This is a genomic window from uncultured Aquimarina sp., assembly GCF_947495315.1.
Taxonomy (GTDB): domain Bacteria; phylum Bacteroidota; class Bacteroidia; order Flavobacteriales; family Flavobacteriaceae; genus Aquimarina.
In genome coordinates this window covers 67,125-87,399 of record NZ_CANLYD010000012.1, presented here as the reverse complement: position 1 = coordinate 87,399, position 20,275 = coordinate 67,125, and the positions used below count along the sequence as shown (strand labels likewise).

The following is a 20,275-nucleotide window of genomic DNA, read 5'->3' as shown; positions in this document are numbered from 1 at the left end:
AGAAATTAGATTAAACGATCTTATTTCTTTTACGTTCTACTTCAGTTAAGAATACTTTTCTTAATCGTAAATGATTAGGAGTTACTTCTACATATTCATCCTTCTGAATATATTCTAAAGCCTCTTCTAAAGAAAATTTGATTGCAGGAACAATCTTAGCTTTATCATCTGCACCAGAAGAACGTACATTACTTAACTTCTTAGTCTTAGTGATATTTACAGCCATATCATCTCCACGAGAATTCTCTCCGATCACCTGTCCTTCATAAATATCTTCTCCTGGATCTACAAAAAACTTACCTCTATCTTGTAATTTATCAATTGAATATGGTATCGCAGAACCTTTCTCCATAGAAACCAAAGAACCGTTGATACGACCTGGAATATCCCCTTTAAGAGGTTGATACTCTTTAAAACGGTGCGCCATAATTGCTTCACCTGCAGTAGCAGTCAATAATTGATTACGTAAACCAATAATTCCTCTTGACGGAACCATAAATTCGCAAACCATACGATCACCTTTAGCTTCCATGCTTAGCATTTCTCCTTTTCGCATAGTCACCATTTCCACAGCTTTACCAGATACACTCTCCGGTAAGTCAATGGTTAATTCTTCTATCGGTTCACATTTAACTCCGTCAATTTCTTTGATAATAACTTGCGGTTGTCCGATTTGTAATTCATATCCTTCACGACGCATTGTTTCAATCAATACAGATAAGTGAAGTACACCTCTACCAAATACTATGAATTTATCAGCACTATCCGTCTTATTAACTCTAAGTGCTAAGTTTTTCTCTAGTTCTTTCTCTAATCTTTCTTTAATATGTCTTGAAGTAACAAATTTTCCGTCTTTACCAAAAAACGGAGAATCGTTAATAGTAAATAGCATACTCATCGTAGGCTCATCAATTGCAATCGTTTTTAATCCTTCAGGGTTTTCGATATCAGCAACTGTATCACCAATTTCGAATCCTTCTAAACCAACTAAAGCACAAATATCTCCAGCTTCTACTTTATCTACTTTCATTCTCCCTAAACCTTCGAAAGTATGAAGCTCTTTAATTTTAGATTTCTTTATAGTACCATCTCTTTTAACAAGAGAAACCTGCATTCCTTCTTTCAATGTTCCTCTTTGTAAACGACCAATTGCGATACGTCCTGTAAATGATGAGAAATCCAAAGATGTAATTAACATCTGTAACGTTCCTTCTTCAATCTTTGGTGCAGGAATGTGTTCCATCACCATATCTAATAAAGGTTCTATATTATCCGTTTCATTCTTCCAGTCATCACTCATCCAATTGTTCTTAGCAGAACCATAAACCGTTGGGAAATCCAACTGCCATTCTTCTGCTCCTAATTCGAACATTAAATCAAATACTTTCTCGTGTACCTCATCAGGAGTACAATTCTCCTTATCAACCTTATTTACAACCACACAAGGTTTTAAACCAAGATCAATTGCTTTTTGTAATACAAAACGTGTTTGTGGCATCGGCCCTTCAAAAGCATCTACCAACAATAAAACTCCATCAGCCATATTTAATACACGCTCTACTTCTCCTCCGAAATCGGCGTGACCTGGTGTATCAATAATGTTAATTTTTGTCCCTTTATAGGTAACAGAAACATTCTTAGAAGTAATCGTGATTCCTCTTTCGCGCTCTAGATCGTTGTTATCCAAAATTAAATCTCCTGTATTTTCGTTTTCACGAAACAATTGACAGTGATACATAATTTTGTCTACCAAGGTAGTTTTACCGTGATCTACGTGAGCAATAATAGCAATGTTTTTTATAGCAGTCATATACGCCTGAATTTAAGGCTGCAAATGTACGTTATATTTTGATAGGTTGTATGTTAAATTGAAAATATTAAAAAAGCCTCAAAATCAAGTATTTAAAACCTTCTTTTGAAGCTCATTAAATTTTACAGCACACTATTAAATATAGAACACTATTTACCTATAACCCAACCAAGAGAGAAACCTACTATTGGAACAATAAAACTGTCTTGATTATCGAAAGAATATCCAAGTCCTAATTCTAAATTTATGTTCAATTTTGATCTATATGTTCGTTGTAAACCCCATACGGGTCCAATTGTTGTGGCGTAATCTATATCTGTATCCAGATCTCCTATTATCGGATTTCCAGGGGTGATCGAGGAAGTTAGCGCAAAATAGTTGGCTGAATTAAAATCAGTTCTTTTGTTTTTACGCACTCTCCTATCAAAATTATAATAGTATCGGTAGGAACCTGCAAAAACGGGAAAAACACCAAATTACGTATCTCGATCAGAACCTCCCGTGATCGCAAAACCCGTTCCCAAACCTAAGTTAATCGATGATTTTGAAGTAAGTCCAACTTCGTACTCTATTCCCGGAGTTAGAAGGTTAACCTTAAACATTTGGTCCTTTACCCCTATTGAACCATTTTGAGCGAAACCTAAGAAGGAGCCTAACATAAAAATAATTGCAAGTGCTTTTTTCATGAATATCGTTTTTTTGTGTGAAAGCTTTATGATTATCAAACTTCTTGCCAGATAATCTTTTTATTCAATTATTAAAACGCATATCTTTGCTTTTTTAAAATATCGTTATGGAACTTTCTAAGATCAAAAATCTAAAAAACCTTGATGCTAATAATTTTTTCCTTCTTGCCGGACCTTGTGCCATCGAGGGAGAAGAAATGGCATTACGAATTGCTGAAAAAGTGGTAGAAATCACTTCTAAGTTAAAAATTCCATTTGTTTTTAAAGGTTCTTTTAAGAAAGCGAATCGTAGTCGTATTGATAGCTTCACAGGTATTGGAAATGAAAAGGCTTTAAAGATTTTACGTAAAGTTGGAGAAACTTTTGAAGTACCAACGGTAACAGATATTCACGAGAATGAAGATGCTGCGATGGCGGCAGAGTATGTAGACATTTTACAAATCCCTGCATTTTTAGTTCGACAAACAGATTTGGTTGTAGCCGCGACAAAAACCGGAAAAACTGTAAATCTAAAAAAAGGACAATTTATGAGTCCTGAAGCAATGCAACATGCTGTTAGAAAAGTAAAAGATAGTGGTAGTGACCTGGCGATGATCACAGATAGAGGAACTATGTTTGGATATCAGGATATGATCGTAGATTTTAGAGGAATACCAACTATGAAGGAGTATGCCACCACGGTTCTGGATGTAACACATTCATTACAACAACCTAATCAATCTAGTGGAGTAACAGGTGGTAGACCCGATATGATAGAAACTATTGCACGAGCAGGAATTGTAACAGGCGTAGATGGCTTATTTATGGAGACTCATTTTGATCCTGCTAATGCAAAAAGTGATGGAGCGAATATGTTAGATCTTCAATATTTAGAAAAATTATTAAGCAATTTGGTCGCCATCAGACAGACTGTTAATTCGTTATAAATTTTTCGTTTCTGTAAGTATACGCCTGCTTAAGAATCTCCACAAAGATTTCTTCTTCAATTTCTTCTGGCTTACGATAGCGTAATGACTTAACGTATTTTCTTTTATCAGTCTCTAGCTTATCTACATAGTCTGTAAAATATTGAGCTCCCCAAAAACCAACATCCACATACCCTCTTGTTACATTTAGGTAACAAATTGGACTCTTACCTACGTAATAAAAAGGCACCCTCCATTTAAACAATAATTCAACTTCCGGTAACGTAGTTTCAATTACTACCTGTAAATGAAGTAACATCGACTTAAACGGTTCTGGTTGTTTTAGAATATACTCTTCTGCTGGTTTCATAGTATATATTTAATTTACTAAAACTAAAAAATCATTTGCACAATTCAATATTTTATTTTTACTTTGTATTTCAAAGTACTTTTAACATGAGCACAGAAGATTATTTAAAAGATATTACAGAGATCAAGGATATGATGAATAAATCATCTCGATTTTTCTCTCTAAGTGGTTTATCAGGAATCCTGGCAGGGATCTATGCAATCATCGGCGCGGCCGTTGCTTATTACCTAGTGAGTATAAGCGGAAGAGAATACTTAATTCTGGATGGTAAAATCTTTAATTACATCCTAATTGATTTAGCCGCCGTTGCTTTTTTAAGCATTGTAACCGCCGCAATATTAAGTAGCAGAAAAGCTATAAAAAATAATGAAACCTTATGGAATGGTGCTTCTAAAAGATTGCTTACTGCTTTTTTAGTACCACTAATCACAGGTGGGATTTACATTATGATTAAAATATTTAGCAATCATTATGGTATGACAGGTTCTTTGATGCTCATTTTTTATGGGTTAGCACTGGTAAATGCATCAAAATACACTATAGGTAATGTAAAATACTTGGGATATGCAGAAATTGTTTTAGGTTTGGTGTGTGCCGTATATCCCGGCTATGGCTTTTGGTTTTGGGTCTTTGGATTCGGAGTGATGCATATTGTATATGGAAGTTTAATTTACTTTAAGCACGACAGATAAACACGAATAATACATACGGTTTGTATATTTTTTTTATAGTATTAACCGCGGGAAGTCTAGATATGTTCTGAGCTTGAAAACAAGAAAATGGGTAGTATAATTAACAACATAAACAAAGCATTTGATCATAGGATACGATTAGGGATCATGTCTATTCTTATGGTCAATGAATATGCTGATTTTAAAATGTTAAAAGAACTTTTGGGTGCGACCGATGGCAACTTGGCTAGCCATACCAAAGCTTTGGAAAAAGAGGAATATATAATAGTGGAAAAATCATTTATCGGAAGAAAACCAAACACAAGATATAGTGCCACCAAAAAAGGCCGTGAGGCATTTAAAAAACATGTAGAAGCAATTGAAAAATTATTGAAACAGTAAAACACACCCAAGAAATACTAATACGATAAACCGCATTGTATTTCTATCCTTCTCAAGAGGGAATTAATAAAATATATTTTTTTATCAATTTACTTTGAAATTCAAAGTACTTTTAAAACACCAAATGAGATCAGTTTTATTAGAAATTTTATATGAATGGAGTAAAATTCCATATCAAAAATGGTTCAAAAAAGAAGAGCCTTGGGATATATCAGTATCACAATTATTGAAGTATCCTACAACCAGTCTTGGGTTTCATCTAGGAAGTTTTTTGCTACAGCATGATTTCACACCTCAACCTAAATTAGAAAACCATGATGTATTTCATGTCTTAACAAAAACAGGAATTACGGTGCCTGAAGAAATATCTATGCAGTACTATCTTCTAGGTAATGGCAAAAAGAGCTTATACCTCTACACTGTAATTACGATTGGTACGCTACTCTACCCCGATAAATTTAAAGTATTCAGAACCGCCTATAAAAATGGACGTAATGCATATGTCTTCCATCAATTGGATTTCAAAAAATTATTAGATCAATCACTAGACACTATACGAACCACATTTTTAATTTCTACATCATGCAAATAATACAATCTGTAAATAGAAATGCACTTATCATTGCAACTTTCAGCTTTTTACTTGGCACCATACTTTTATTATTACACCTTATCACCTATTGGGATCAAGTCATACTCATTGGGTTGTTTTATGTATTGATCGCTACAGTTCTTAATGGTATCACTTTCATTGGGTTATTAGCTAATACAATTATAAACCATCATTATTATAAGGAAAATCTAACAACCATATCGGTATTCTTACTCAATATTCCGATCGCCATCGGATACTTTCTTATTGTAATCAACAATCCCTTTCATAACACTTTCATATAATGAACATAATTCATAAACAATTACCTTTTATTAAAGGTTTCAGCATCGCTGTCGTATTTAGCATCATACTTCTATCTATAAGAATAGCGAAGGTAGAATCTAATTTTTTCTTATTCTTAGTTTGGAATCTGTTTTTAGCCTGTATTCCGTATGGAATAACTACGATATTAAGTTTCAGCAAAATATACAAGAATAGATTTTTGTTTGGAATAGGATTCATCTTTTGGCTAGCATTTCTTCCTAATGCTCCATATATCCTTACCGATTTACAACACATCCGTCTCAGCACGTTGCAATCCGTATGGTTTGATGTATTGCTGATTCTATCTTTTGCCATCAATGGATTGATTGTAGGATTCGCCTCTTTACGAACTATGCAGGAATTGCTTCAAAAACATTTTTCCAAAAAGACAACCAATTTCATAACACACCTCACACTATTATTATGTGGGTTTGGGATTTATATGGGAAGAATATTGCGATGGAATAGCTGGGATCTTCTCCAAAATCCCATGAATATTCTAGGAGACATATTTCAGCGAATCATATTCCCAATAGAACACATAAACACTTGGGCATTTACTATGGGTTTTGGTGGTTTCTTAATCATAACATATCACTTGTTCTATCATTATAACAAAGAAAACAACTAAAAATACAATCACTATAAATTTCAAATACTATGGAAACTCAAAAACAAAAAAAGTCCTTTGGACAGTGGATAAAAACTTCAATTACAGTTCGTATGCTTATGGTTGGAATACTAATTTTAGTATTATTAATTCCACTTTCTTATATCAAAAACCTGATACAGGAAAGAGCCTACAGACAAGAAGAAGTGGTAAGCGAGATTAACCAAAAATGGGGAAATGAAGTATTACTATATGGACCAATCCTGAAAATCCCTTACCAAACTCATAAACTCAAAAAAATCTGGGACGAAAAAACCAAATCCTATCTTCAGGAGGATATCATCTCCGTTCATCAGGCTTTCTTTTTTCCGAATACACTGGATATCAATACCAATGTAGAATCTGAGAATTTAGGAAGAAGTATCTATGAATCGGTTGTATATACTGCCGATATGAAAATTAAAGGTTCTTTTACTGCTCCCAACTTCGAAATTCAAGATATTAAAGCAGAAGATATATTGTGGAACAAAGCTACTGTTATAGTAAACTCTACAAATTCTAAGGGAATTAGAAGCAATTTAGAATTAAAAATTGGATCTGAAAATTACCCATTACAATCCAGATATACTCAAAACTCCAATACCAACAGATTCGAAACAAAATTTCTTAAAGATTCTTCTTTACCTAAAGAAAACCAGATCAATTTTGAAATGGATCTAAAAGTGAACGGCAGTGAGCAATTACGCTTTATACCTGTTGGAAGGGAAACCAATGTCGCAATGACTTCTAACTGGGCTTCACCAAGCTTTAATGGCAACTATTTACCCGATACCAAGACCAAAGAAATCACTGAAAATGGATTTAAAGCAAACTGGAAGGTATTACAAATAAACAGAGAATTCGAACAAGAGTTTTTTGGAGAACTACCTCATATCAATTCATCGGCTTTTGGAGTTAAGTTATTAATCCCTGTTGATGAATATCAAAAGAGTGAACGTGCTGCTAAATATGGATACCTGGTAATTGCATTAACCTTTTTAGTATTCTTTTTGATACAAACGGTTAGCAAGATTACCATTCATCCGTTTCAATACCTAATGATCGGATTGGCACTTACTATGTTTTACACCTTATTGATCTCGATTTCTGAGCATTCTAGTTTTCTTTACGCATATGGAATCGCCGGAATTGCAGTAGTACTGCTTATATCGATTTACTCTAAAGCTATTCTTAGAAGCTTTAAATTCATGGGATTGATTGGTGCTTCGCTTGCTGCTTTATACACTTTCATTTTTGTCATTATTCAATTAGAAAATTATGCATTATTAGTGGGAAGCATTGGATTGTTTTTAATCCTAGGAACCATTATGATGATATCCAGAAAGATTGATTGGGTAAATGATGGGGTTTGATGAGTTGTGAGTTGTGAGTTGTGAGTAAACTAAAAACTCACAGCTCGAACTCTGAATAATTTAGAATAAAATTATGTTTCATTTCATGAAAAGAAATCAAATCAAAAAAAGCGTATGGTATATTAGTATTGGAGCACTAATGGCATTATTAATCAATTATGCCGTATTAGAAGAAATTTTGATTCCTGATCGCTGTTACTATCACGTCAATGAACCCACAAAATTATTTGACATATTCTATTCGTTCCCTGCCTATAATGGCGGACATCCGGTTCCTAGTATATTCAATTTTATATGCACCGCTTTTACCGGAGCAATTATAGGGTTGATGAATTATGAATTAATTCGTTACTTAAAATCGAAAATCAAAATGCTGGTTAGTTAGTTGAGAAAGTCGTGCTTCATATTTTTGAAGTGCGGCTTTTTTTTTAACAAAGATTTGTCGCTTTCGGAATTGCGTTCAAAAATAAAACTGTTAATTTCCGACTCTAAATAGATTCCACTCTCTACCTTCACTAACGTTATGGTAGACAAGTACATTGGAATAACAAAAAGAAAACTCTAATGAAAAAGAACATTTTTATAACCTTAATAGCAATCACTACTTTAAGTATATTTTCTTGTAAACAAGAGGAAAAAAATCAAAAAATAGTAACCGAAGAAATACAGTTTACCAAAGAAGGAGAGCTTTCTATTTATAACATAGGAGATTCTATCCCTAAGCAAGTTGTTGCTTTGGATATCGAAATTGCGGATAATGATTATGAAAGAGAAACAGGCTTAATGTATCGTAAGTCTATGGAAGAAAAAAGAGGTATGCTTTTTATCCAGAAAGATTTTAAACCTCAGAGTTTTTATATGAAAAATACTTTGATCCCATTAGACATTATCTATATAGATGATGAGTTTAAAATTGTAAGTTTTCAGAAAAATGCAAAACCACTAGACGAAACATCTTTACCATCAGGAAAACCAGCAAAATATATTTTAGAAATTAATGCTGGATTATCTGATCAATGGAATCTAAAAGTTGGAGATTCCATCTATTTTAAGAAAAATTAAATTTATTAGTATCAAATAAAAACCCCTTAAAAAAATAATTTTTCAAGGGGTTTCCCTAGGGATACAATTGGAAAATTTATTTAATAACTTTCACAACCTTATTAATAGTTTTATTACTGAATTTTACAAAATATATTCCTTTTGCAACATCAAGCGGTATTGATATTGTTCCATTCTTACTAGATACAGTATCTGAGTAATACAAGCCTCCTTTTACATCTCTAACAGTAACATTGAGAGATTTAACTTCCCCTAATAGATTAAAATTAATTCCATTCTGAAAAGGATTAGGGTACGGTGAAGAAATTAGGGTTGTATTTGCTCCTGGCACCTTATTTAATGGATTACTTACCCAGCCATTATCATACCATCCTTCTCCACAGATTTCTAAATCTGCTGTCTGCTGTCCACCATTTATACTAAAAATAACTTTTGCACATTCTACACCTGATAACGTATATTCATACCATCCATCTCCATCTATATCGGTCATTTCAACGCCGGGCCAAGAAGTAGTTAAAGATGCAGGAGTTGTTTCCCAATAATACAAGGTTACGGAATTCCAATTTGTATTGTTATTATTATAATGGATTATCAATTCGTCATCAGAAACATCACCTGGACATGCAGTTGGACACACATCATACCATAGATTAGTGGATGGATCATACCACCCATCTATTACTCTAGTTAAGTCATCAGATTGTTCTCCATTGTTATTATTATTAAAAACAACACCTATTTCGGCATTTTCTTCAATCAAAAATGAATACCACTGAGAGGATTGTTCTCTATTCATTGATCTACCTGGCCAATTCCAACCTGGTAGAGGTTGATTTGTATTTTTATCAAATAAATACACACATACATCATTCCAACTAGAAACATTTCGATAATAAACAGTGTATGATTGAATTTCGGTAATACTATAATCTTCAGAAATAATAGTTGACTGACCCGTACTATTATAAGCAATAGCTTTTAAAGTAGTATCTTCTGTAAAAGTTAATTCATTTTGATATAAAGAACTTGAGTCTGAAGGTTCTGATCCATTCGTAGTATAATAAATTATTCCTTGGCTACTAGATGATAAATTAACTGATACGCTTCCTTCATAAGATCCTCCTTGCGGAGCAACTGACAATTCCGGTAACCCTAAAATCCCAGGACAATCCGAAGGACATTGATCATACCAAATATCTTCTGAATATACATACCAACCATTTACGTTTCTAAATTGATCGTCTGACTGCTCTCCATTTCCATTTGTAAAAACAAGACCAACTTCTACTGATTCTGCTATGGTAGCAATATACCACGGTGAATCTTGCTCTTTAGTCATTAACTTACCTGGCCAATTCCACCCTGGTAATGCTACATTATTATTTTTATCAAAAGCATATACATAAACTTGATTCCAGTTAGAGGTATTCTTAAAGTGAATGTCATAAGAAGGTAGGTCGCCAAATGTATAATTTCTAGTAATCACTTCCGACGCGTTTTCATCAGCATCAAATGCTATTGCTTTTAATGTGATTAGTTCACTATCACTATCTCCAATATCAAAAGAAGTTATATACTCTGTACTTGATTGATTTGGTTCTGATCCATCCGTAGTATAATAAACTTCTACCCCACCATTATCGGCAGTTGTAGAAGCTTCCATTACTACGGTGATAGCATCATCATAATTTCCAGAATCCGGAGTAACAGTAAGAGTTACTTCATCACTACTATTAAACCCTCCAACATAGACATGCTGAATAGGTGTCTTAAACACGTTTCCTTTGGTATCCACTGCTTCTACATAATAATCTACTAACACATCGGATAACCCCTTAATCTCTGCATAGCATAAATCTGCAATTGCGGTTGGCTCTATAAAGAAATCAATTTCTGGATCTTGTGTTATGTTTCCTTTAGGGAATTGTTTTTGAGTCATTGATTGACTATTCCAAGAACTGACACCTTCTCCTCCTGAATATGTATCATTAACATTATCAGAGATAGGATTTTTACCATCATTATCCGTTCTGTATTTCAATTCAACCGATGCTAATCCACTCACATCATAGGCAAATGTCCAAACATGAAAATCAGAAGTGTTTTGAACTTCTTGATATGCATATATAGGTCCAAAACCCTTACCTCCCGGGTTATATGGAAAACGCTGTGGTATAAATACAGAAGGTGCAGTATTATCCTGATTGGGAGTATCACCTATTTCTTCCTTAGCATGTTCTATCGCAATATTACCTGCTAAAGTTTGCTTTACTTCCATATCAATTGCTTTTCCGTAATACATATAACCACTCGTCAGAGATGGTAAGAAAAAATGCCAAGCTTTTTCTGCATTGGAAGCTCCGAAAGAAGGATCAATTACCTTAGCTATATCTACCCCTCCACTATTATCTTCTGCTGTTAATACGTAATTTTCCGCAGCAGTAATTACAGCCCAATTTCTAGCATCTTCTGTCCATCCATCAGGATTAAATCTATAATCGGCAGTATCATACAAAGGCCATAACCAATTAATAAATTGAGGATGTCCCCAATCATTCGCAGCATTGACCCAAGATCCATCTTCTACTTTTACAATATCACTTTCTGGAACTGGATAAGAATTTAAAAATTGCTGTATGGTAGTAGGATCGTATCCTTTAGAAGCAGCTGCATTAGCAAACCCAGGAACAGACTCCTGATAATAACTATCTCCACCTCCCCAAGCATTATCCCCGTCATGAGCTAGTAATACAATTGATGGCTGACTAGAATTACTAAAAGGAGCGATATTCGCATCTATTTCTCCTGTTCCCATAGAACTGAATCCATTCTGATAACTTAATAGATCAGCCATAGGAACTACGTCCATTTTATACGCTTGACCAGTTTCTGGATCAATATATTGTGCTTTATGTGCTTGATAACAATAAGGAGCAGCAAAAGTTCCTCCTCTTCCATCAATTTGACCCTTCCACCAATTCTGACCGTTAGTAGTTACTTTATCAGCTGCGTTAGGTGGATCGATATTTACGCCAGATGTACCATAATCTAATGGATAATCATTCAATGTACGAGACAAATGGCTATTTGCTACTACCGACCATTGAAAACCTTCTTCTACTAAAACCTTTATAATCCTTTCCGAAAATGAACATTCTGCTGGCCAAAAACCTTTAGAATATTCACCTCCAAAAGTTTCTGTCATTAATAATTTATGAGTTTTTAATTCCATTCTCAAAGCGCGTTCACTTATTAATGGCGCTAAGGCGTGATGAAATGTAAATCCTGTTAAGTCCATCCTAGGTTGTCCTCCAGATGTTTTCCAACTTTTGGCTTCTATAAAATTATTTTCCCAACCTTGGCTATACCCCCAAACACCAGCATTACCCAAGCTATTTACATTTTCTATCAGACATCCTGAATAATTAACCTGCGCACCACCATTTGGTAACCCCAATAATGTTTGAACAGAATTTTTGGGGCCGTATTGATATGCCTTTACTCGATCATACTTTCCGAAAATTTCCTCTAAATTATTTAAGGGATGACTTATTCCATCCTCGTATACATTCCAAGAGTCTCCTGAAGATTTCAAATTATGAGACTCCATAACCGTTTGATATCGATTAGGATTCTCTTTACTTTTTTCCGGCCAATAATTAGGTTGTTGCATATGCCACAAATAAGAAGTGTGGACTTCTTGCGCTACTATCCCAGAATAGAAAAATAGTAGTAGTAAAAATAAGTTAGTGTTTTTCATGAATCTTGTGTGTTAAATATATTGTATTGTGCTGTTAACAGCATTTATATATTCCAAAAAACAACTATTACCTGCAAAGAAAGTTTTCCCAGATCTTATATTTGCAAACTACTTATAAATATTTCGGTATAATTAGTATTAAAAAATAACAACTAAAATTTTCGATTATATACAACTACATAATACTAAAAGGGTGTAGATATTATTTTAAATCATGTTTTCAACTATCGATAAGCCAAAAAATTAACTATTTGATGATGATATTTTCAAATGTAAGTAATTAAAAAAGTAAACTTCTTATTCAACTGTCCCGCAAACGATATAGTGTTAACAAAAAGAAAAAGATCCCTAAAATTGTAACTTAAATATTGAGAAATTCAAATAAAAAAGCTGCATTCTTTTTAGAATGCAGCTTTTTTTTATTATTAAAGTTTCTAGAAAAGAAAGCTATTCTTCAGTTTTCTTCTTTTCTTTTAAACCTACTTTCTTCACTGTATCATACATTACAGGAGTTGCAATGAATAATGAAGAATATGTACCTACTAGCACACCAATAATTAATGAGAACATAAATCCTCTTAATGGTTCTGCAAAAATAAAGATTGCGATCAATACTAATAAAGTCGTTAAAGACGTATTTAATGTACGTCCTAATGTACTATTTAATGCAGCATTTACATTTTTATCTAATGTCCATGTTGTATGCTCTGCTAAGTACTCCCTAATTCTATCAAATACAACCACGGTATCATTCAATGAATACCCTACAACGGTTAATATCGCAGCAATAAATGCCTGATCTATTTCCATATTAAATGGCATAAATTTCCATGTTAATGAGAACACACCTAATACTACTAATACATCATGGAATACTGCAGCTACAGCACCTAAACTAAACTGCCATCTTCTAAATCGGAATAAGATATATAAGAACACCACAATTAACGATCCGATAACCGAAATAAACGCTGCTTGTTGAATATCATCCGCTATCGTCGGTCCAACCTTCATAGAACGCATAATCCCTACTTGCTTATCTTCATCTCCATTAGAAAACTGATCATAGGTCAATCCATCTGTTAAATAAGGTTTTAATGCATCGAACAATGATCTAGAAATTTCAGAATCAACTTCTTCACCAGTTTCATCTACCTTATACTTGGTTGTAATCTTTAATTGATTATTAGCTCCTAATGTTTTTGCCTGCGCACTACCAAAAACAGCTACTAAATCCTTTTCTACATCCGTAGGCACAACATCCTTAGCGAAACGAACTGTATAGGTTCTACCTCCAACAAAATCAACACCTTCATCTAAACCTTGTCCTGGTGTGAATAAAGATATAAGTCCTGCAGTAACAATAATACCAGAAATCACATAAGCTATCTTTCTTTTTGCAAGGAAATTGATATTTATATTCTTAAATAAATTCTTAGTAGCAGCTGTAGAAAATGCTAATTCTTTACCGTTTTTACCATATCCATCAATAAATAATCTAGTAATGAATATTGCTGTAAATAATGAAGTAAGAATACCAATTAATAAGGTAGTTGCAAATCCTTTAATTGGTCCTGTACCAAAGAATAAAAGTATTAAACCTGTAAGACCCGTGGTAATGTTGGCATCTAATATCGATGATAGTGCATTATTAAAACCATCTTTGATTGCATCTACCTGGGATTTACCTTTCGCAAGCTCTTCTTTAATCCTTTCGAAGATAAGTACGTTTGCATCCACAGACATACCGATCGTTAATACAATACCTGCAATACCAGGTAATGTTAACACAGCTTTTAATCCAGCTAATACTCCAAAAATAAATAAAATATTTACTACTAATGCAACATCAGCAAAAGCTCCTGCTTTTCCATAGTAAAAGATCATCCAGATTAAGATTAGCACTAATGCAATACCAAAAGACATTACACCACTATCAATAGCTTCTTGTCCTAACGACGGTCCTATTACTTCACTCTGAATAATATCTGCTGAAGCAGGTAATTTACCCGCTCTCAAAACATTTGCTAAATCCTGTCCTTCTTCTACAGTAAAGTCTCCAGAAATTTCACTTCTACCTCCAGAAATTGGTCCTTTAGAAACACCTGGTGCAGAATATACAATATTATCTAAAACTATAGCGATTTGACCTCTGGTCTGAGAAGCTCTTCCGGTCATTTCTTCCCATTTCTTAGCTCCTTTACCATCCATTTGCATGGTAACCACTACATTATTAACCTGATCATATGATTGAGCCGCATCTGTAATTACTCCTCCACTTAATTCTGGAGTATCATCACGATTCCCTTTTAATGCATATAAATCTACTCTTTCTCCTTCTTTTTCAGGCTTACTCCAAGCAAACCTAGTGTATCGTAAAGCCTGAGGCAATAAAGCTCTAATATCTTTTCTTTCTAGATACTGATCAAACTGCTCCACATCTTTAAGCGCAACAGAAATCAACGCTCCAGGAACTGATGGAGGACCTGCTAAATCATTAATTGGATTTACCTGAGTTTCTATATCAGTAGAATCTTCAGAATCAGCTAATAATTTTTCAATCTCTGCATCTGCATCAGATTTTGTAGTATCCGCCTGAACAGTATCTAATACTTTTTCTGAATCAGCAATTTCTGATTCTAAAGTATCTTTTACAACCTCTTCTTTAACTTCTTCTTTATTGTTTTTAGCTTCTAATTCTTTTTTAAGCTTTTCATTCATTCTGTTAAGAAAAAGTCCAAGTTCCTGAGAACCTTCTACATCCCAGAATTCTAATTGAGCTGTACTCTGTAAAAGTTTCTTAACACGATCTACGTCTTTTGCACCTGGTAATTCTACCAAAATACGCCCAGATTCTCCTAAACGCTGGATGTTAGGTTGTGTAACCCCAAACTTATCAATACGTTTACGTAATACTTCGAATGCAGAAGTTACAGATTCGTCAATCTTTCTTTTCAGAACCGGTTTTACTACATCATTTGTCATATCAAAAGTGATATCATCACTTAAGTTCTTATTCGCAAAGATATCTGGTGATGCTAATTGCGCATCTGGGATATTTTCAAACTCTGCAAAGAAGTCTTCTACATATGTATTCTGACTATCTTTCTGTGTTTGATCTGCAGCATCTAACGCCTGTACAAAAGCAGGGTTTTTAGAGTTATTAGCCAATCCTTCTAATATATCTCTTACTGAAATCTGAAGAATCACATTGATCCCTCCTTTAAGGTCAAGTCCTTTATTAAGTTCTTTTCCTTTGGCATCATTATAGCTAAAATTCGCAAAAATCGGATCCTTCCCGATAGAATCTAAATAATTTTTCTCTGCTGTTTCTCTTAATTTAGAAGCATCTGCTTCTGGATATTTAGCTAAGGCATAATTCTCAGCTTCCTTTTCTTTTGTGTATGTTAAATATGTGAACGATAATTGGTAAATACATACCAATCCAAATAAAATCGCAAACACTCTAACAAGTCCTTTATTTTGCATTGTTATTTATTTTAGTTAAATCTTCTGAACAAATGATTATTGCAATCACTTAAGATTCAACGATTACTAGTTTATTAATATTCTGTTGATTAGAAACCCTTGTCATAATTTTGACATTAGCTTTATTTTATAAAGTCGAAAGTAGTTCAAAGAAGTAATGATCACTCTTTGTTTTTAACTTTTAAAATTTGCTGAAATTAAAGGGTTTTGTAAAAATTCATACCCTTGTACTAGGAAATTGGCCCAGCTCTTACTTCTGGAATTTGGTATGAAGTATTATCAATCCCAATAGCGATTGCGACATTTACTTTTAAGGCAAGTTCTGTGAGATTACTTCTATTATTGTTGCTATTTTCAGTAGCGAAACTATACCCATAAGAACCTGAAGCTCTATTATCTTGTTTTTGCTTTATTTCTAAAACATAGATACCATTAAAATCAGTATCCGTGTCTGTACTTTTCTGAATTTTATAAACATCAAGATTGTAATCAGCAGAGTTCTTATCTAAAGGTAATTGATCATTTGATGTATTCTGATCATAAAAAACATGGTCTAGAGCTACGTGCTGCTCTTCTGAAAGTATTTTTTTTATACTCTCTACATCCGCATCACTATAATAGGATATCTTAAGTTTTCCATTATATAACTCTTCAGATATACGAGTGTTTTTAACTCCGATGGACTCCAATTGCTTCTTTACAATTGTTATCACATTTTGAGCTTCTAAAGAAGTAATCTCAATATCCGTAAATTCTAGAACAATTTCTTGATTAGGTACCACAGTTTGTTGTTGCATTACCACGAGTAATGCAAACGCACTGATTAAAATCTTGAAGTACCATTCCTTCTTCACGCCGCAAATATAGAAAAATTAAAACTGCATTTCTAAAGTCTTCTAATAAATATAAGTCATAATAGTTTGTACGCTAAAAAGCTTCTATTTTATTTTTTTAACTTCAACATTAATTATTTTCATTTTCGGGATAGAACCTGACATTAAGATATTAGCAAAATCCTGCGCCTCTTCTTTAGTAAAATCTCCAGATATTTCAGAACTACCTCCGTGTATTGGACCAGATGACACGCCAGGAGCACTATATACCTGATCATTCAAAACTATGGCAATATTAGATCTTTGTTGAAAAACTTTTCCTGTCAAATCTTCCCATTTTTCGGCACCCTCTTCATTCATTTGCATTGAAATCGCTGGCATGCCCAATGCATTATACGTCGGAAAAGCATCTACCACTACATCACCACTAAGAGCAGGTTTACCAAGTTTATTTTTCTTAAGAGCATATAATGGAATATATCCTGTCTCTTTTTCTTTTATACCCCATAAAAATTTTATGAATCTCTTTTTTATTGGCAATGCAGACTCCACTTTTTTAGAAGATATAAATTGATTTACCCAAACAGTATCTTTTTCTGCTACATAAAACAAAACTGCATCTCCTGAATAACTGCTTCCTTTAATCAAGTCATAAAATGGATTATCTTCAGATTCTTTATTGATTTTTGATGCTTCATTAACTTGTACAAAAAAAAGTGACAAATCCTCTGAGTTATACGTTTCATAGAAATCTAATTTTCCTGGATTTAGAATATAATTTTTAAATCTATCTTCTAGAAAATTAGTAGCTATTGTAATTTTGATATGATTTTTATTAGGTAATACTGATAGTTCAGGGTTTTTAGTTATTTTTTGCAACCTCTTATTTAACTTTAAAATGATTAAGTCAATTTGCTTATTAGAATTGATTTTTTCAGGTAATTCTAAAGTCATCTCAATAATCTTATCTGGTTGTGGTCCAAAATCACAAGAACATAGTAAGAGCGAAAAGAAAAAACTTAATGTAATTATTAGAAATTTATAGAACTGGATTTTGATCATATATTTAAATTTAAAAACAAAGAGCCGCTATTAAATAGCAGCTCTTATATATATTAACAAAAAGGATACAATAGCCTATAGCTCTAATAATCCATTTGTTTTCTTAACTCCTTCTGCACTTTCAGCGAGTTTTGCTTTTTCAGCATCACTAAGTTCAATTTCTACTATTTTTTCAATACCGTTTCTACCTAACACAACAGGCGCTCCGATACATAGATCATTTAAGCCATATTCTCCTTCTAATAATACAGAACAAGGGAATATCTTTTTCTGATCACAAGCAATAGCTTGAACTAATCCAGAAACAGCAGCTCCCGGTGCGTACCAAGCAGAAGTTCCTAATAAGCTCGTAAGTGTAGCTCCACCAACTTTAGTATCAGCAGCAACTTGTTCTAAACGATCACCAGATATAAATTCTGAAACTGGTACACTATTTCTAGTTGCTAATCTTGTAAGTGGCACCATACCTTTATCACTATGACCTCCAATAACCATCCCATCTACATCAGAAATAGGAGCTCCTAATGCTTCAGCTAATCTGTACTTAAAACGAGCACTATCTAAAGCGCCACCCATACCGATAATTCTATTTTTAGGAAGATCAGTAGTTTTATGAACAAGATATGTCATCGTATCCATAGGATTACTTACTACAATGATAATTGCATTTGGAGAATGTTCGATCAAACTAGAAGAAACTGTTTTTACAATCCCTGCATTAATACCAATCAATTCTTCCCTAGTCATTCCTGGCTTACGCGGAATACCAGACGTAATTACAGCAATATCACTTCCTGCAGTTTTAGAATAATCATTAGTAGTTCCTGTTATTTTTGTATCAAACCCGTTTAAAGAAGCCGTCTGCATTAAGTCCATTGCTTTTCCTTCTGCATATCCTTCTTTGATATCCAATAACACTACTTCTGAAGCAAAATCCTTAATGGCGATATATTCGGCACAACTTGCACCTACTGCACCAGCTCCTACTACTGTAACTTTCATTATCTATATTTTTGAATGTTAAATAAATTTTTTTTGCACCGCGAAAATACGAATTCTTTACCGATTTATTCTCCTCAAAAAATGGTTAATTACCGATAAATGACATCGGTCAGAATTCGGATTAAAATCATTCTTTTTATTACAAAAAATGATCCGTAAAATTACGGATCTTTCAATTAATCATATTTTCATACTACCAGCCAAAATTCAAACCAATAGAAAGGTTTTGATAATTCTGAAGTGTATAATCCAAATTTGCTCTGAAGAGTCCCAATTTTACGTTGGCGCCAATAGTTGCTTTAAGACCTGAAGTTTTATTATCTACAGAAATTGGATCTTCTAAAGTTTGTAAAGCTAAAGGTCCATTTTCTACTCTATAAGTACCTAAAACATCTGCTGTACTGTTTCCTGTATAATACCCAAAGCCTCCATAAAAATTAAATTTAGGAAGTTTAGTAGAAATAATACCACTAACTAACCATGAATTGGATTTTAATCGTATCTCCTGATCTGCTCCATCAGTACCACTATCCGCTGCAAAGTCATAAAATCCTCGCACACTGGTATATCCTATTAATCCAGAAAACCTAAATGGAAGTCTTTTCCAAGAAAAAATCCAATCAGTTAACTCATGCTGTACAGCCAATCCATATAGAAAAACCTCTGTATTCTCTCTTACTGCAATTTTTGGCAAAAACCTTGCTTTAATCTCTGTACTTCTAGATATTCCCATCGAGGCTTGAAGAAAACCTGTAGGTGCTATATTTACCTCTTTAGCACCAATTCCGTCAGGAAGTGTTATTTCCGCCTGTACCACACCTTGATTTAAAACTACAACAATATCGCCTTGATCACCTCCAAAAGCATTTGCCACTTGAACACTTGGCACGAAAGGATCAGAACCAGGAGAAGTATCAGGGTTTCTAATACTTAAACCATTATATTCCGCCGCATTAAGAGCAAATGATTGCTTTTCTTCTCTTACAAAAGATAGATTACCAACAAAACCAACTTCAAAACGCCATAATTTTTTAACCTTAGCGGTTTTATACCAACCGTTAGACATACTATTTACCAATGCTTCTCCAGCAGGAGCGAAGTAATCTGTACTAAAACGCTGTGCGTTCTCTATACCTAACTCTAACAACTGATCTACATTGGTTTGCGCATATGACACTTTAAGCATAAGCATCACAAAAAGTAGTATCGTTTTTTTCATCTGTTTGTATGTATTGTTTTTCAATAATCAGATGGAATTCACATAGCCAAATATTCGAAC

The 20,275-nt window shown here is 33.6% G+C and carries 19 protein-coding genes; 9 read left to right on the top strand and 10 right to left on the bottom strand.

All coding sequences use genetic code 11. The features are described from left to right. Nucleotides 1–10: 10 nt before the first annotated feature. The 3 genes from typA to Q0910_RS19380 all read right to left on the bottom strand — a co-directional run bounded on the left by typA (nt 11) and on the right by Q0910_RS19380 (nt 2,496). Nucleotides 11–1,810 carry a translational GTPase TypA gene (gene typA / locus Q0910_RS19390; protein ID WP_299220094.1) on the bottom strand — a complete coding sequence of 600 codons (1,800 nt, stop codon included), beginning with the start codon at nt 1,808–1,810 and terminating at the stop codon, nt 11–13. Between the two features lie 149 nt (nt 1,811–1,959). Continuing rightward, the gene (locus tag Q0910_RS19385; RefSeq protein WP_299220089.1) at nt 1,960–2,226 is read right to left on the bottom strand and encodes a hypothetical protein; all 267 of its coding nucleotides are present in this window, start codon (nt 2,224–2,226) and stop codon (nt 1,960–1,962) included. A gap of 60 nt (nt 2,227–2,286) precedes the next feature. Beyond that, nucleotides 2,287–2,496 carry a hypothetical protein gene (locus tag Q0910_RS19380; RefSeq protein ID WP_299220087.1) on the bottom strand — a complete coding sequence of 70 codons (210 nt, stop codon included), beginning with the start codon at nt 2,494–2,496 and terminating at the stop codon, nt 2,287–2,289. A 107-nt stretch (nt 2,497–2,603) separates the two neighbouring features. Here Q0910_RS19380 and kdsA point away from each other — a divergent pair, with 107 nt between their 5' ends. Then, on the top strand, nt 2,604–3,422 hold the full coding sequence (gene kdsA, locus Q0910_RS19375) for a 3-deoxy-8-phosphooctulonate synthase (protein WP_299220083.1): 819 nt from the start codon (nt 2,604–2,606) through the stop codon (nt 3,420–3,422). On the opposite strand, the gene Q0910_RS19370 is transcribed toward kdsA, so the two are convergent. After that, nucleotides 3,409–3,771, bottom strand: coding sequence for a DUF1801 domain-containing protein (locus Q0910_RS19370; RefSeq protein WP_299220081.1), 363 nt, complete (start codon nt 3,769–3,771; stop codon nt 3,409–3,411). The genes kdsA and Q0910_RS19370 overlap by 14 nt on opposite strands. Nucleotides 3,772–3,857: 86 nt before the next feature. Between Q0910_RS19370 and Q0910_RS19365 the strand changes: the two genes are divergently transcribed. The 8 genes from Q0910_RS19365 (at nt 3,858) to Q0910_RS19330 (ending at nt 8,847) form a co-directional block, all read left to right on the top strand. Continuing rightward, nucleotides 3,858–4,463 carry a hypothetical protein gene (locus Q0910_RS19365; RefSeq protein WP_299220078.1) on the top strand — a complete coding sequence of 202 codons (606 nt, stop codon included), beginning with the start codon at nt 3,858–3,860 and terminating at the stop codon, nt 4,461–4,463. 87 nt (nt 4,464–4,550) lie between these two features. After that, entirely contained in the window at nt 4,551–4,844 is a 294-nt protein-coding gene (locus Q0910_RS19360) for a transcriptional regulator (protein ID WP_299220073.1), read from the top strand. A 124-nt stretch (nt 4,845–4,968) separates the two neighbouring features. Then, nucleotides 4,969–5,436 (top strand): Coq4 family protein, encoded by a 468-nt coding sequence (locus Q0910_RS19355; protein WP_299220070.1) that lies wholly within the window; start codon nt 4,969–4,971, stop codon nt 5,434–5,436. Then, nucleotides 5,427–5,741, top strand: coding sequence for a hypothetical protein (locus tag Q0910_RS19350; protein ID WP_299220068.1), 315 nt, complete (start codon nt 5,427–5,429; stop codon nt 5,739–5,741). The genes Q0910_RS19355 and Q0910_RS19350 overlap by 10 nt, the downstream gene beginning before the upstream one ends. Further along, nucleotides 5,741–6,394, top strand: coding sequence for a DUF1361 domain-containing protein (locus Q0910_RS19345; protein WP_299220065.1), 654 nt, complete (start codon nt 5,741–5,743; stop codon nt 6,392–6,394). The genes Q0910_RS19350 and Q0910_RS19345 overlap by 1 nt, the downstream gene beginning before the upstream one ends. 29 nt (nt 6,395–6,423) lie before the next feature. Then, on the top strand, nt 6,424–7,785 hold the full coding sequence (creD, locus tag Q0910_RS19340) for a cell envelope integrity protein CreD (RefSeq protein WP_299220062.1): 1,362 nt from the start codon (nt 6,424–6,426) through the stop codon (nt 7,783–7,785). A gap of 85 nt (nt 7,786–7,870) precedes the next feature. Continuing rightward, nucleotides 7,871–8,170: a hypothetical protein gene (locus Q0910_RS19335; protein ID WP_299220058.1), complete on the top strand. Its 300-nt coding sequence runs from the start codon at nt 7,871–7,873 to the stop codon at nt 8,168–8,170. A 179-nt stretch (nt 8,171–8,349) separates the two neighbouring features. Next, nucleotides 8,350–8,847, top strand: a complete 498-nt coding sequence (locus tag Q0910_RS19330; protein WP_299220055.1) for a DUF192 domain-containing protein — start codon at nt 8,350–8,352, stop codon at nt 8,845–8,847. A 76-nt stretch (nt 8,848–8,923) separates the two neighbouring features. Here Q0910_RS19330 and Q0910_RS19325 read toward each other — a convergent pair whose 3' ends face one another. From Q0910_RS19325 to Q0910_RS19300, 6 genes are all read right to left on the bottom strand, one after another. Next, complete coding sequence (locus tag Q0910_RS19325; RefSeq protein WP_299220052.1) at nt 8,924–12,610, bottom strand: starch-binding protein; 3,687 nt, start codon at nt 12,608–12,610, stop codon at nt 8,924–8,926. A gap of 447 nt (nt 12,611–13,057) precedes the next feature. Next, nucleotides 13,058–16,099, bottom strand: coding sequence for a protein translocase subunit SecDF (gene secDF / locus Q0910_RS19320; protein ID WP_299220049.1), 3,042 nt, complete (start codon nt 16,097–16,099; stop codon nt 13,058–13,060). A 230-nt stretch (nt 16,100–16,329) separates the two neighbouring features. After that, nucleotides 16,330–16,896: a hypothetical protein gene (locus tag Q0910_RS19315; protein WP_299220046.1), complete on the bottom strand. Its 567-nt coding sequence runs from the start codon at nt 16,894–16,896 to the stop codon at nt 16,330–16,332. 141 nt (nt 16,897–17,037) lie between these two features. After that, nucleotides 17,038–17,994, bottom strand: a complete 957-nt coding sequence (locus Q0910_RS19310) for a hypothetical protein (RefSeq protein WP_299220043.1) — start codon at nt 17,992–17,994, stop codon at nt 17,038–17,040. Nucleotides 17,995–18,069: 75 nt separating this feature from the next. Further along, nucleotides 18,070–18,996, bottom strand: coding sequence for a malate dehydrogenase (mdh, locus tag Q0910_RS19305; RefSeq protein ID WP_299220039.1), 927 nt, complete (start codon nt 18,994–18,996; stop codon nt 18,070–18,072). Between the two features lie 193 nt (nt 18,997–19,189). Further along, entirely contained in the window at nt 19,190–20,215 is a 1,026-nt protein-coding gene (locus Q0910_RS19300) for a DUF6588 family protein (RefSeq protein WP_299220035.1), read from the bottom strand. Between the last annotated feature and the right edge of the window lie 60 nt (nt 20,216–20,275).

What these genes read in the sequence shown, in the direction of transcription:
- Q0910_RS19335 (WP_299220058.1), top strand. Translation starts at nt 7,871, where the DNA reads ATGAAAAGAAATCAAATCAAAAAAAGCGTATGGTATATTAGTATTGGA.
- mdh (WP_299220039.1), bottom strand. Translation starts at nt 18,996, where the DNA reads ATGAAAGTTACAGTAGTAGGAGCTGGTGCAGTAGGTGCAAGTTGTGCC.
- Q0910_RS19380 (WP_299220087.1), bottom strand. Translation starts at nt 2,496, where the DNA reads ATGAAAAAAGCACTTGCAATTATTTTTATGTTAGGCTCCTTCTTAGGT.
- Q0910_RS19365 (WP_299220078.1), top strand. Translation starts at nt 3,858, where the DNA reads ATGAGCACAGAAGATTATTTAAAAGATATTACAGAGATCAAGGATATG.
- Q0910_RS19330 (WP_299220055.1), top strand. Translation starts at nt 8,350, where the DNA reads ATGAAAAAGAACATTTTTATAACCTTAATAGCAATCACTACTTTAAGT.
- typA (WP_299220094.1), bottom strand. Translation starts at nt 1,810, where the DNA reads ATGACTGCTATAAAAAACATTGCTATTATTGCTCACGTAGATCACGGT.
- Q0910_RS19345 (WP_299220065.1), top strand. Translation starts at nt 5,741, where the DNA reads ATGAACATAATTCATAAACAATTACCTTTTATTAAAGGTTTCAGCATC.
- creD (WP_299220062.1), top strand. Translation starts at nt 6,424, where the DNA reads ATGGAAACTCAAAAACAAAAAAAGTCCTTTGGACAGTGGATAAAAACT.
- Q0910_RS19325 (WP_299220052.1), bottom strand. Translation starts at nt 12,610, where the DNA reads ATGAAAAACACTAACTTATTTTTACTACTACTATTTTTCTATTCTGGG.
- Q0910_RS19310 (WP_299220043.1), bottom strand. Translation starts at nt 17,994, where the DNA reads ATGATCAAAATCCAGTTCTATAAATTTCTAATAATTACATTAAGTTTT.
- Q0910_RS19350 (WP_299220068.1), top strand. Translation starts at nt 5,427, where the DNA reads ATGCAAATAATACAATCTGTAAATAGAAATGCACTTATCATTGCAACT.
- Q0910_RS19370 (WP_299220081.1), bottom strand. Translation starts at nt 3,771, where the DNA reads ATGAAACCAGCAGAAGAGTATATTCTAAAACAACCAGAACCGTTTAAG.
- Q0910_RS19315 (WP_299220046.1), bottom strand. Translation starts at nt 16,896, where the DNA reads ATGCAACAACAAACTGTGGTACCTAATCAAGAAATTGTTCTAGAATTT.
- Q0910_RS19300 (WP_299220035.1), bottom strand. Translation starts at nt 20,215, where the DNA reads ATGAAAAAAACGATACTACTTTTTGTGATGCTTATGCTTAAAGTGTCA.
- kdsA (WP_299220083.1), top strand. Translation starts at nt 2,604, where the DNA reads ATGGAACTTTCTAAGATCAAAAATCTAAAAAACCTTGATGCTAATAAT.
- secDF (WP_299220049.1), bottom strand. Translation starts at nt 16,099, where the DNA reads ATGCAAAATAAAGGACTTGTTAGAGTGTTTGCGATTTTATTTGGATTG.
- Q0910_RS19355 (WP_299220070.1), top strand. Translation starts at nt 4,969, where the DNA reads ATGAGATCAGTTTTATTAGAAATTTTATATGAATGGAGTAAAATTCCA.
- Q0910_RS19360 (WP_299220073.1), top strand. Translation starts at nt 4,551, where the DNA reads ATGGGTAGTATAATTAACAACATAAACAAAGCATTTGATCATAGGATA.